The following is a 13,060-nucleotide window of genomic DNA, read 5'->3' as shown; positions in this document are numbered from 1 at the left end:
ATGATTTGTCTGCAGTTGTTTATACGATCCCTGATTTGTGAATTGTTTTAGAACGTATTTTAAAATAATTCAGCTATAAAAAATAATAAGATATTCAAAATGTAAGAAGACACAATGAAATACTAGTGAAAGATTTCTTATTAAGAATTGAAACGGTTGGTGAGATTGTGTAATAAATTATCACTTCTATAATTTATTTTAAAATAATTTAATAAAAAGAATGTTTAAATTCTTTATCATTTAAAATTTGTAAATATTGATTGTTTTATTACACTAATAAGTGATATAATTTTTGTAAGAAATGTAATATTAATGGTGTTTATATATTGTTTATTAATCACTAATTAAAGAATTTTTGTACCTTTGTCAAAACTTTAACGTTAAATAATTAAACAGTTTTATGAGAAATTTTTTCAGAATGTCAGCGTTGACATTAACGGTATTTTTAACTTTCACAAGCTGCTCATCTGATACAGATATGCAAAATGATGAAAACATGAATGTAGTGGCAGCAAAAGCAAGAACACAGAATGGAGAGGCTAAGTTTGAAATGCCTAACATAATTCAAGCTTACTACAGTGACTCTAGAATGCAACATTATTATACCATTCAGGATCACCCGTTTCCTGCATCCTATTTTAAAGAGAGAGTTTTAGGAGCTGTAGGTCCTGTAGTAACCAGTAACCCTTATATTACAATTTGGCATAATACAAACACCGGGGATTCTTATATTAGTGGAATTGTTGATGAATTGCAAGAAGCAAACGGTTGGAGGAAAATTAAAATGTTAGGTGCACCTATCAATTTAAATGGAACTAACATTCCGGTATACGAATATTTCAATACTAAAAGAGGATCACATTTCTATACAACCAGTTTTAATGAATTGGGATATGGAAATGACACGTGGAAATATCATGGGCCAAGATTCTATGTAACCCCTTAATCATCTTTGATAAAATTTTTTTAGGTATAAGGAGGCTGCTCACTGTGAGCAGCCTCTTTTTTAAATTATACTACAGACCTGAGTTTGAAAATTATATATTATTCCTCCCAGGGAGATTGCCAGATGGCATCACAAAAATTGGGGCTTTTAAAACCTGGGATCATACAGGTACAGATATCAGCATTCATGTTGCCGTAGGTCGTGTGTGGTTTATGTCTGAACCCTTCAAAAAAAGTGGGTATAATTGTTTTCTTAAAATTGGTGCGTGGGAAATAACTTGTAATTTCCTTTCGAATAGTATCCGATAGCTGATCATATCCTTTTCCTACCACATCCAGTGCAACCCCGGAGTTTAGTAATACCGCTTCAGCCTCTTTATATTCTACAATTCCTGGTGTAGTATGCAGTGCAATGGCATCCCAAACCAATTGTAAGGTCTGATCTGATAAGCCATGTCCCCTCAGAAAATTACGTGCTGCATCGGCTCCGTCCACTTCAAAACGTTTATTAGGACTGCTGTAATGTGGCGTAAGTCCCAGTCATGAAAAACAGAACAGATATATAAAAGTTCCGGATCATAAACCAGTTTTCTTTGATCGCCATTCAATGAGGCAAAAATAAACGTCCTCAGTGAATGATTATAAAGGAATTCTGAACCATGTTCAATTAAAAGTTCAGTAGCCTGTTTGGCTAAACTGCTATCAGGGATGGATATACCAGCGACGAGTTTTGGTGTATGTAATGCCATTGTATTAATTTCTTGAAACAAATTTATATACTTAGATTTTATACCTTCTTAAACTGGTTTAAGAAACTTATGAGGCCTCTTATTTACGCATCATATTATGCTTTTTAAATACATCGGTTAAAGAAAGTTTATCCTTACTGTAAATATGAAGGGTTCTTTGAAACCCATTTTTTTCGTCTTCTGTTCCCCAAAATACACTGTTTCTTAAATCTGGAATATTAGCCTCCGGTAGACATTGCTTAATCATTGGAAGCAATTTTTCTACAGAAGTATCATAATAAGACCTCTTGATCTCCTTAGGGTTGTTATTGCGATTGAAGATTGCGCAAATCAATTTATTAATAAAGCCTTTCCTTGGTTCATATTTTACAGGTTGTGTAAAGAACATGTACAACTTGTATTTCTGGGTCGGAAATTCATGGGAAATGATGATGTCATCAAAAGAGGTTATATCAATCTTTTCCAACATGAAAGAGTTTTCAATAATTAAGTATTGATCTTTAAAATAAATGTTATTAAAATCCATAATAAATAACGAGTCAAATAAAGCCATCTCTATTAGATGAGCTCACTTCGTATTCCTGTAAAGTTAAGAGAAAAACTGAATTTTGATTTTGTAAAAGGATTTAGAAATATTTGTAATCTTGTATTAGATTTTAACTCTACTATTCTTTAAATTTTCATTATTAATTTTAAAAAAAAAATACCGCTTCTAAAGTGGTATTTATATTTTTAAAAAAAAGGTACTGTTACCCTTATTAACCTTTCAATTTCTTATTTTCCTCTTTCAAATCTTCATTTTGCTCCATCAATACTTTAATAAAACTTTGTAAGTTCTCTATGATAGAATTAGGAATAGTATAGTATTGGTTAAAGTTACCTGCGTTATCATTGAAAGTGGTACTGTCATTATTATTGACAATATTTGCAACAACTTCTTCTTTAATATCTTCAACAGGAACCTCTAAGAACTTTGCTAATTTTTCCCATTCATCATCGTATATCCTTACCTCACCTCTTTCTTTGCGTGAATAATTGGAAGGATCAGTGGCAATTGCATTAGCCATTTTTTCCTGTGATATTCCTCTTTGTTTTCTTAAACTTCTTAGCTTTTCCATAACCAAAATATATATGTGTTTTTACAAATATATGACAAATATGAGTCAAATTTAAAAAAAGGATTTTAAAAAAGGAGACTGTCGAAATCTTTTATTTAAAGGTTTTTGGGGTAGGCGTTTTTATAAACAAAGTCTTCTGGTAGAAAGGGATTATTATATTTATAGCTCACAAAAAAATCCCCAACCGAAGTTGAGGATTAAAAACTAATAACCATGAAAACTCAAAATATGAGCTTACGTGTATAGTAAACGGAGTAAATATAACATTATTATGTCTGAACATAATAAAAATTAAAAACCCTTTATTAATAGGAGTTTAGAGCTGTTATTTATTTAGATATAGCAAAAGATATAACGAAAACTAAGTCGTAATTTGCTGTTCATTATGCTATAAGTTTAAATACCTATTCATTGGGGTCCTGAAGTTCGCAGACAATTTCTATAAGTATATTCTGATGCAGATAATAAAAACCAAAGACTTTTCTGATCCTTTGTGGTTCGTGTTCCAGAATAAACCCAGCGCTTGCTAACTGTTCAAATTTCGCCAGAACTTCCGCTTCATTTTTAAGATAAAACCCAATATGAAAGCTATCTGGGTAAGCGTTGTTTCCATTACGATTCATCTGTTGGCTCATCAGTACCAAGATAAAGCCATCTTCACCGGTTAATACGGAAAGGCTATCGTTTAACTTGCTGTCGGTACAGGTAAAATCCAGATAAGTTTCAAAAAAAGAACGCGCTGATGCTATATCTGGAACACTTAAATTAAGGTGATTAAGTTTCATTTTTTAATGATTGGTGGAAAATTATTTATACGTATTATTTTCAAAAACAAATATAAATCAATATTAATCAATGTATTGTATGAAATTTATATTGTGTTTTGTATACAGATGATTTATATATTTTATGTTTAATTTAGATACTTATTTTAACTAATGATCTTAATTGATTTTACATATCTGACGTTAGAAATACCATGATAAAAAACAAAGACATCAATTTTAAAGAATAATTATGAATAAAAAAATATATGAACCATGGAAATAGAATACTGTACAGATAAAATACCAACCGCTGATCAGGTTATTGAACTTTATGATAATGCGGGGCTGCCTCGCCCAACGAATGATAAAGAAAGGATTCAAAAGATGCTCAACAATTCAGATCTCATTGTTACAGCTTGGCATAATGATCTGTTGGTAGGGGTTTCGCGATCTATTACAGATTGGGTTTGGTGCTGCTATCTTTCCGATCTTGCCATTAGAGGTGAATATCAAAAAGAAGGTGTTGGAAGAAAACTGATCAATTTAACGAAAGAAAAAGTGGGTGAGCAATCGATGGTATTGCTTTTATCAGTGCCAACCGCGATGGAGTATTATCCAAAAGTAGGATTCGTAAAACAGGAAAGCAGTTTTATCATGCACAGGGCAGAATGGAAGTAATATAAATTGATATTAAAGAAAGACAGGATAGCAGAAAAAATAGATCATTAGTTTTTTAAAGAAAATGTATCTATTCAGGTCTTATGAAGAGCAAATTCATCGAAATAACTCAATAGACCACTCACAGTGGTGGATTACAACTAAAAGTAGCGTAAATACAACTATAAGTTTCTGTATTTTTTTGATTCTGGAAATAGGCCCCAATACCTTTGTAGTGTCGAAAAAATAAATAAATACGATCATGTTAAATACTAAAATCATTGGCAATAAAATTGTCGAGGCACGAAAGAAAATTAATATCTCACAAGCTCAGCTTGCCCAGCGTTTATTCATAAGCTCACAGGCTGTTGGAAAATGGGAGCGTGGCGAATCAATGCCCGATATCACTACTTTTATCCGTCTTGCGGAAATTCTGGGTGTTGATCTTAATTATTTTTCAGATAATTTTCAGTCAGCAATCCCGGAGGAAACCCCGATTGAACCTTTAGCTGAAAAAAATGAAGAACCTTTATCCGGAAAAGATGAGAAAAAGCCCAGTTGGAATATGTCAAACGGAAGTTGGATAGATGCGGATTTTTCGGGGTTAAATAATCTTCATGACAAATTCAGTTCGTCCGATATACAGAAATGTAAGTTTATTGGGTCGGATATATCAGGTCTTATCCTAAAAGGGAATAATGTTGATCAATGTGATTTTTCAGATTCCAACATTAGCGGAAGCAAGATTCAGAACTCCAACTTAGTCAATAATATATTTAAAGGCTGCTCCCTGAAAGAAACTGAATTTTCAAAAAGCTACATCAAAAGCTGTGACTTCTTTGGCGCCAATCTTACTGGAATTAATTTTCTTAAAAGAAATCATGTTGACCGGTGCGACTTTTCAACATCTGATATGAGCAGCAGTCATATTCTGGGCTCCAGCCTTGCTAATAATCAGTTTATTGAGTGTTCACTGAAAGATGCTGAATTTTTAGAAAGCCATACCAAAGGTTGTGATTTTTCCGAAGCTGATTTCTCAGGCGTGAAATTTAAATCCGGGGCTTTCATCAATAATACCGTTGAAGGTGCAGTATGGAATAGGACCTCTTTTATTGGGATACAGATTGAAGATATTGTTTTCGATGGTAGACTGGAGGATTGTTATTTTGAAAATTCTGATTTTAAAAGGGTTACATTTCAGAATTCAACACTTATAAATACCTTTTTTAAAAATAATAATCTGAAAAAGATACAGTTTATTGACTGTCACGCAGATCGAATGACCTATGAATTCCTGAAAAATGGAAAAGCTGATATGGCCGGTATCACTTTGTTAACATCATAATTAGGAAAATATGTTACAGAATGAAATTGCCATTTCGGTACAAGGGCTGAAAAAATCCTATAAGGATATCTCTGTATTAACAGGAGTAGATTTTGAAGTCAAAGCAGGCAGTATTTTCGCCTTACTTGGCTCCAATGGTGCAGGCAAGACAACAATTGTCAAAATACTGAGTACGCTGATAAAACAAGACAGCGGAAACGTGACTGTAAACGGATTCGATGTTTTATTAAAACCCAATAATGTACGACAATCAATTAGTCTGACAGGACAGTTTGCAGCTGTAGATGAGGTTTTAACTGGACGGGAAAATGTAGTTATGATTGCAAGGCTGCGACATCTTAATGATCCACACCAGGTTGCTGATGATCTGCTTAAACGCATTGGTTTATCTGATGCTGCCAACCGGAGGGCATCAACCTACTCAGGAGGGATGCGCCGTAGACTTGATATCGCTATGAGCCTTGTTGGAAAATCGCAGCTTGTCTTCCTTGATGAACCTACTTCCGGATTAGATCCTGAGGCTCGTATTGAAGTATGGAAAATCGTTAAAGAGCTTGCTGCTGGTGGGACAACAATTTTTCTTACCACACAGTATTTGGATGAGGCTGAGCAGCTTGCAGATAGAATTGCCATCCTTCATGGAGGCAAAATCATTGTAAGTGGTACGCTAACGGAGCTTAAAAAACAGTTTCCGCCAGCAAGAGTAGAATATATTGAAAAACAGCCGACCCTGGAGGAAATATTTCTTGCAATCATCGGTAAAAAAAATGAAAACTAAATGGAAACAATAAAGAGTTATTTCTTCACTGACATGGTTATTATGTTCTGGCGTTCTATCCGTCATGTTTCCCGAAGCATGGATACCATTGTCACCGTTACCATCATGCCGATCGCACTTATGCTATTGTTCGTATATGTGCTAGGTGGTGCCATTCAAACAGGTACGGATAACTATGTAAATTATCTTTTACCCGGTATACTTCTGATTGCTGTTGCAAACAGTATAGGCTATGTATCTTTCCGTCTGTTTACCGATGTACAACGGGGAATATTCGAGCGATTTCACTCTATGCCAATTGCACGTTCTGCTGCATTATGGGGTCATGTTCTGACTTCATTGGTATCCAATGTGATCTCAGTTGTTGTAGTGGTTCTAGTGGCCCTTATTATTGGTTTTCGTTCACCTGCAGGAATATTATCATGGCTCGCTGTGGCAGGGATACTTATTCTATTTACATTGGCCTTAACTTGGGTAGCCGCCATTGCAGGACTGTCTGCAAAATCTGTAGATGGAGCCATTGCAATTGCTTATCCAATCCATTTTCTGCCATTGATAAGCTCTGCATTTGTACCGACAGAATCAATGCCATCTGTAGTTCGTGCCTTTGCAGAAAATCAACCTGTAACTTCAATAGTTGAAGCTATCCGCGCATTACTTTCAAACCAACCTGTGGGTAATGAGATATGGGTTGCTCTTGCATGGTGTATGGGAATTATGATCGTGGCTTATATTTTTGCAATGAGGGTTTATAAAAAAAGAGCATAACAGATTGATTATAAAATAGAACTATCACAAAAGCCTCATAGCAGTTAGCTGTGAGGCTTAATCTTTTTTTGAAGAAAAAAATATTACATCTTTGATAATTAGATTGTAAAATTTAACTTATTTTGCATTAAAACATCATATGACCGGACAGAATAGCTCAGATTTTCATAAGAAAATTACTCTTGCAGGATCATTAATAGCTATAGGTATTGTATTTGGAGACATTGGTACCTCACCATTATACACGCTAAATGCAGTTTTTCATCATAAAATTATTACTGAAGCCATTGCGCTTGGCAGCTTAAGCTGTATTTTTTGGACACTCGTTTTTCAAACTACAATAAAATATGTACTCATTACCCTGCAGGCTGATAATAAAGGCGAGGGCGGAATTTTCTCATTATATGCTTTGGTAAGAAGATATAGTGGCAAGTGGCTCGTTTTTATTGCAATGGCGGGAGGTGCTTTTTTAATGGCTGATGGGATTATTACCCCACCAATTTCAGTAGCTTCTGCAGTAGAGGGCGTTCAGGCTGTTATTCCGGGATTTAACACGGTTCCTGTGATCATAGGGATTTTAATTGTTTTATTTATTTTTCAACAATTTGGAACGGATAAAATAGGTAAAGTATTTGGTCCGGCAATGGTAATCTGGTTTGGATTTATCGGAGTTTTAGGGGCAATGGCATTAAGTGATAACTGGGGTGTTTTAAAGGCGTTAAATCCTTACTATGCCTATCAGATGCTGGTAAATGAACCGAAAGGGTTCTGGCTTTTGGGTAGTATCTTTCTATGTACTACAGGTGCTGAAGCATTATATAGCGACATGGGACATTGCGGAAGAAATAATATAAGAATAAGCTGGGTCTTTATAAAAATTGCTTTAATACTAAGTTATGCCGGACAAACAACGTGGTTACTCAATCATGTAGGTGAGGAAGTAGGAAACTTAAGTCCTTTTTATCATATTGTTCCACAATCTATTTTCTGGCTTGCTTTAGGAATTGCAACTTTAGCGACAATTATTGCTTCACAAGCCTTAATTAGTGGTTGCTTTACTTTGATCAACGAGGCAATCAGGTTAAATATCTGGCCTAAACATTTGGTGTTGTTTCCAAGTAATGTAAAAGGACAGTTATACATCCCTGCTATCAACTGGTTTCTGATGTGTGGATGTGTCGGTATGGTTTTACATTTCAAGGAAAGTACCAAAATGGAAGCCGCTTTTGGACTAAGTGTTACCCTTACAATGCTGATGAGTACTTTGCTGATCAATTCTTATTTAAGAATAAAAAGAGTTCCTTTAATTTTAAACATAATCATTACTGGGATCTTTTTAACAGTAGAAATGAGCTTCCTGATCGCCAATCTGCAAAAAGTAAAAGATGGTGGATGGATCACTTTAATAATAGGATTTTCACTATTTGCCATTATGTATGTTTGGTGGCGGGGAAAACAAATAAAATCGGATATTCAGTCTTTTGAAAAATTAGCAGACTATATTCCAACGCTTAACAAATTGAGTGTAGATGAAAATATACCGAAATATGCAACAAATCTCGTTTATCTTACTAACTCAAATTCTGAAAAGAAGATTGAAAAAACAATCATAGATTCAATATTAAAATTCGGACTGCCAAAACGAGCTGATATTTATTGGTTTGTACATGTAAATATCCTGGACGAACCTTATGCACAGAAATATTCTGTTGATACTATTATAAAAAATGATGTCTATTATGTACAGTTTGATTTAGGATTCCGTGAAGAACCAAGGGTTGGCTACTATTTTAAACAGGTCGTGAATGATATGATAGAAAAAGAGGAAATAGATATTATTGATTCCCTGGAGCAGGCTTATCAGCAAAATAAAATAGGTGATTTTAAATTTATTCTAATGGATAGTTTCCTTTCTTATGATAACAGGATACCGTTTTGGAAGAATTTCATTATGAAAGCTTATTACAATTTGCGTTATCTGTCTGTAAAAGATCATATTAATTTTGGATTGGATAAAAGTCATTTGGAAGTAGAGCAGTACCCTTTAGTTGTGGTTCCTTTTATTCAAAATAAATTAGAAAGAAAAGAAGTTTGATAAAACTAAAATCACCACTAATTCTATAGTACACTGAAAGTAATAAATTTCTATTGCTTCACTTGGGCTTTCCAAAAAATAGGCGGAAAGTATTTTGCTGAATTTCTAAAAATGATGTTAAAATTGATTTTTATAATACCTCATAACGATATGGTGGTTACTTTCCTTACTTTTGTGAGCCTCAATGACTTCGTGAAATCCGAATTTCTTATATAGCTGATAGGCTTTTACATTGTTATGAGTTACTTCCAAAATAATTTCAATGGCATCAAATCGGATTTCAGCTTCATTCACTACTTCCTGAATCAATCTTAATCCAATATTTCTCCCCTGAAAATTTTCTTTAATATACATCTGATAGAGATGACCGATATGATCTTCCTCTTTTACAAAAGCACAAATTCCGACCAACTCCTGATCAGCAAAAGCTCCAACGACAAATCTTTCTGATAGTTGGTTTTCAATATCACTTTCCATTCGGAATTTCTCAATTTGTAAGGCCTCTTCATATTTAGCTCCAAAGGCTTCCGGAAATTTTCCCAGACTTTCTAATCTAATGGTTCTGTATATTTTGCTTTCATAAGGTAAAAGGGTTCGATATTCAATGTTCATGGGAATCTTCAATTAAGAAACGGATTGCAAATGTACAAGATTATTTAATGGCCATAGCTTATGACTCTTGAGATTTTCCAACCATCAGAGGTATTTTTCCAAACATGAACAAATTTGAACGTTCCACAATTGATAAGTATTCCATTCTCCAAACGGCAGAATTTATGTACTCCCGTCTGAACTGCTCCATAATCTTTGATTGGATAAACTTCTATAGAACCTGGTTCGAGAACTCTTCTGGTATAACCATAGTTTTCAGCAACTCTTTTGAAATTATCAATAGTTTCTTTGTATCCTGCCAAGCCTCCTACATCGTGAAAAAATTCGAGATCTTCTGTAAAGAAAGTTTTTAGCTTTTCAATGTTTCCGGAATTAGCTGCACTAAAAAGTAGACTGTCTTTCTTCAAAATGGTCTGATATAGCTCTTTAGAAACTGGTATATATGTTTTTGATTGTGAGAAAGCTGTCGTCGACCACATTAAGCAACTAAGGATCGTTAATAACTGAATCGTTAATGTTCTCATGGTAGTTCTTATTTGATGAAAGATAATCTTTTTTAAGATATTATTAAATATCATATTTAATACATACTAAATTTTGAAAGAATTTAAACGAAAGATCGGTATATCAGTTTATTATAATTTTAAAAACGATTATCTTAGTTTACAGAAATCTAGACTGATAAAGAAAACAAATGAACCAAGAATTTCAACCTGATGCAATTATCATCGGCTCCGGATTAGCAGGGCTTACCGCTGCTATGGAAATTACCAATGCCGGAAAAAAAGTATTGCTGATCGACCAGGAGACAGAACAGAACATCGGGGGTCAGGCATTCTGGTCTTTTGGTGGACTCTTCCTCATCAATTCACCCCAACAACGCAGGGTGGGAATTAAAGACTCTTATGAACTCGCAAGACAGGATTGGATGGGGACGGCAGGTTTTGACCGCGAGGAAGATTACTGGCCGAAGCAATGGGCGGAAGCTTATCTGAAGTTTGCGGCCACTGAAAAGTATGATTATATTTCTAAAATGGGAATTAAGCTGATGTTTATGGTGGGATGGGCAGAAAGAGGGGATGGATCGGCGGATGGTCATGGAAATTCAGTGCCACGTTTTCACGTTAGCTGGGGTACAGGTACTGGTGTCATAAAACCTTTTGTTGAAAAAGCTTATGAAGCAAAGGGAAAAGAACTGCTAGAGATGAAATTCAGGCACCGGGTTACTAATCTTATTATGGAAAATGGTAAGATAACAGGTGTTGAAGGTGATGTGTTGGAAAATGATAATAAAGAGAGAGGGCAAGCAACCAGTAGAACGGTTGTTTCACAATTTAAATATAATGCACCTCATGTTGTTATTGCCTCCGGAGGAATAGGGGCGAATCATGAGCTTGTGCGTAAAAACTGGCCGGAAAGATTAGGAAAAGCTCCTGAAAATATGGTATGTGGAGTACCTGCATATGTGGACGGAAAAATGATAGGGATTGCTGAAAATGCAGGATCTAATATCATCAACCGCGACAGGATGTGGCATTATACAGAAGGAATTCAAAACTGGAATCCTATTTGGCCGGATCATGGAATCAGGATTCTTCCCGGGCCATCATCCCTTTGGTTTGATGCAAAAGGAAACAGACTTCCGGCGCCTTTTTTGCCAGGATTCGATACTTTAGGAACTTTGAAATATATACAGGATACGGGCTTTTCCTACTCTTGGTTTATCCTGACACAGAAAATTATCAAAAAAGAATTTGCCCTTTCAGGATCAGAACAAAACCCGGATATTACCAATAAAGATTATATGCTCTTTTTAAAAAGGATTTTCGGTAAGAAAGCTCCCGGACCTGTGGAAGCTTTTAAAGAACACGGGAAAGATTTTATTGTTTCCGATAACCTGAAGGATCTTGTACAAAGGATGAATGAACTTTCAGGTGATCATCTTTTAGAATATGAAAAGATAAAATTGCAGATCGAAGCCAGAGACCGGGAACTGGATAATAAGTTTTCAAAAGACACACAGGTTAATTATATCCGGAGTACAAGAAAATATATCGGCGATAAGCTAGGAAGAGTTGCCACACCACATAAAATATTAGATCCTGAGAATGGACCCCTGATTGCAGTAAGACTAAATATCCTAACGCGAAAAACACTGGGTGGAATTCAGACAAATCTTAACGGGCAGGTTTTAAAAGAGGATGGAACTGTGCTTGAAGGATTATATGCTGCCGGAGAAGTAGCAGGATTTGGAGGTGGTGGCATGCATGGCTATCGTGCCCTGGAAGGGACATTTCTTGGTGGATGTCTGTTTTCTGGAATGACAGCCGGAAAATATATTGGTGGACGGAAATAAAAACTTAAAAATATAAGATCGGTATGGGTAATTATTTTGATGATAAAACAATCTGGATCACAGGAGCTTCATCTGGAATAGGAGAGGCACTCGTAACTGAATTGGCAAAAACGGCAGCAAGGATCATTCTTTCATCAAGAAAAGAGGAGCAGCTGGAGTTAATTGCACAAAAGATAGGATTGGCACAAAATCGTTATGTGATATTACCATTAGATCTTTATGATTATAAAAATATGCCTGCTATTGCCGCAAAAGCAATTGAAAAATTCGGAACCATTGATATCCTAATCAATAATGCAGGCTTATCACAACGTTCTTTAGCCATGGAAACTGATATTGAAGTGGACAAACATTTAATAGATGTTGATTATATCGGAACAGTGGCACTTACTAAGGCGACGCTGCCCTATATGATCAAAAACGGTGGTGGACAAATTGTTGTAGTATCCAGTCTGATGGGAGTATTCGGAGCCCCAATGCGAAGTGGTTATTGTGGGGCAAAACATGCACTGCATGGTTTTTTTGATTCTCTGCGTGCTGAGCTGTATAAAGAGAAAGTTCTTATCACGATTATCTGCCCTGGCTTTATACAAACCAATATTTCAATTAATGCGGTTACAGGAGACGGATCAGTACAGGGAACAATGGATGATGCCACTAAGAAAGGAATGCCTGTTGATGTTTTTGCAAGAAAGATGCTTAGTGCTATAGAAAAGAAAAAATATCAGTCAGCTATCGGAGGCAGGGAAGTTATGGGAGTTTTTCTTAAAAGATTTTTCCCCTCTTGGCTGGCGAAAATTACCCGTAAAGCAAAAGTGGTTTAGCTTTCTTTCAATCTAAATTAAATATCATTGAGATTAAACTGCTTTT

At 35.2% G+C, this 13,060-nt stretch carries 14 protein-coding genes; 8 read left to right on the top strand and 6 right to left on the bottom strand.

All coding sequences use genetic code 11. From position 1 onward, the window contains the following. The first annotated feature begins 400 nt into the window (after positions 1-400). Positions 401-946 (top strand): hypothetical protein, encoded by a 546-nt coding sequence (locus NG806_RS07315; RefSeq protein ID WP_261512529.1) that lies wholly within the window; start codon positions 401-403, stop codon positions 944-946. 98 nt (positions 947-1,044) lie between these two features. Here the strand turns inward: NG806_RS07315 and NG806_RS07310 are convergent, their stop codons facing one another. From NG806_RS07310 to NG806_RS07295, 4 genes are all read right to left on the bottom strand, one after another. Further along, on the bottom strand, positions 1,045-1,440 hold the full coding sequence (locus NG806_RS07310) for an HD domain-containing protein (RefSeq protein WP_261512528.1): 396 nt from the start codon (positions 1,438-1,440) through the stop codon (positions 1,045-1,047). A 333-nt stretch (positions 1,441-1,773) separates the two neighbouring features. Continuing rightward, positions 1,774-2,163, bottom strand: a complete 390-nt coding sequence (locus NG806_RS07305; protein ID WP_261512526.1) for a hypothetical protein — start codon at positions 2,161-2,163, stop codon at positions 1,774-1,776. A gap of 289 nt (positions 2,164-2,452) precedes the next feature. Next, complete coding sequence (locus NG806_RS07300; protein ID WP_261512524.1) at positions 2,453-2,812, bottom strand: helix-turn-helix domain-containing protein; 360 nt, start codon at positions 2,810-2,812, stop codon at positions 2,453-2,455. Positions 2,813-3,216: 404 nt separating this feature from the next. Next, positions 3,217-3,597 (bottom strand): VOC family protein, encoded by a 381-nt coding sequence (locus NG806_RS07295; protein WP_261512523.1) that lies wholly within the window; start codon positions 3,595-3,597, stop codon positions 3,217-3,219. A gap of 255 nt (positions 3,598-3,852) precedes the next feature. Here NG806_RS07295 and NG806_RS07290 point away from each other — a divergent pair, with 255 nt between their 5' ends. The 5 genes from NG806_RS07290 (at position 3,853) to NG806_RS07270 (ending at position 9,222) form a co-directional block, all read left to right on the top strand. Further along, positions 3,853-4,257: a GNAT family N-acetyltransferase gene (locus tag NG806_RS07290; RefSeq protein WP_261512522.1), complete on the top strand. Its 405-nt coding sequence runs from the start codon at positions 3,853-3,855 to the stop codon at positions 4,255-4,257. A 241-nt stretch (positions 4,258-4,498) separates the two neighbouring features. Beyond that, complete coding sequence (locus NG806_RS07285; protein WP_261512520.1) at positions 4,499-5,581, top strand: pentapeptide repeat-containing protein; 1,083 nt, start codon at positions 4,499-4,501, stop codon at positions 5,579-5,581. Between the two features lie 10 nt (positions 5,582-5,591). Continuing rightward, complete coding sequence (locus NG806_RS07280; protein WP_261512519.1) at positions 5,592-6,359, top strand: ABC transporter ATP-binding protein; 768 nt, start codon at positions 5,592-5,594, stop codon at positions 6,357-6,359. Between the two features lie 42 nt (positions 6,360-6,401). Continuing rightward, positions 6,402-7,127: an ABC transporter permease gene (locus NG806_RS07275; protein ID WP_285439797.1), complete on the top strand. Its 726-nt coding sequence runs from the start codon at positions 6,402-6,404 to the stop codon at positions 7,125-7,127. A gap of 139 nt (positions 7,128-7,266) precedes the next feature. Next, positions 7,267-9,222 (top strand): KUP/HAK/KT family potassium transporter, encoded by a 1,956-nt coding sequence (locus NG806_RS07270; protein WP_261512518.1) that lies wholly within the window; start codon positions 7,267-7,269, stop codon positions 9,220-9,222. 117 nt (positions 9,223-9,339) lie between these two features. On the opposite strand, the gene NG806_RS07265 is transcribed toward NG806_RS07270, so the two are convergent. Next, positions 9,340-9,834 carry a GNAT family N-acetyltransferase gene (locus tag NG806_RS07265; protein WP_261512516.1) on the bottom strand — a complete coding sequence of 165 codons (495 nt, stop codon included), beginning with the start codon at positions 9,832-9,834 and terminating at the stop codon, positions 9,340-9,342. A 44-nt stretch (positions 9,835-9,878) separates the two neighbouring features. Further along, complete coding sequence (locus NG806_RS07260) at positions 9,879-10,358, bottom strand: nuclear transport factor 2 family protein (RefSeq protein ID WP_261512515.1); 480 nt, start codon at positions 10,356-10,358, stop codon at positions 9,879-9,881. A 170-nt stretch (positions 10,359-10,528) separates the two neighbouring features. Here NG806_RS07260 and NG806_RS07255 point away from each other — a divergent pair, with 170 nt between their 5' ends. Together NG806_RS07255 and NG806_RS07250 are read left to right on the top strand one after the other, a co-directional pair. Continuing rightward, on the top strand, positions 10,529-12,190 hold the full coding sequence (locus NG806_RS07255; RefSeq protein ID WP_214831398.1) for an FAD-binding dehydrogenase: 1,662 nt from the start codon (positions 10,529-10,531) through the stop codon (positions 12,188-12,190). A gap of 23 nt (positions 12,191-12,213) precedes the next feature. Then, the gene (locus NG806_RS07250; protein ID WP_261512514.1) at positions 12,214-13,014 is read left to right on the top strand and encodes an SDR family oxidoreductase; all 801 of its coding nucleotides are present in this window, start codon (positions 12,214-12,216) and stop codon (positions 13,012-13,014) included. Positions 13,015-13,060: the final 46 nt, after the last annotated feature.

The organism is Chryseobacterium paludis (assembly GCF_025403485.1).
Taxonomy (GTDB): domain Bacteria; phylum Bacteroidota; class Bacteroidia; order Flavobacteriales; family Weeksellaceae; genus Chryseobacterium; species Chryseobacterium paludis.
Note: the sequence above shows the minus strand (reverse complement) of the source record. Positions and strands in the feature narration are given on the sequence as shown.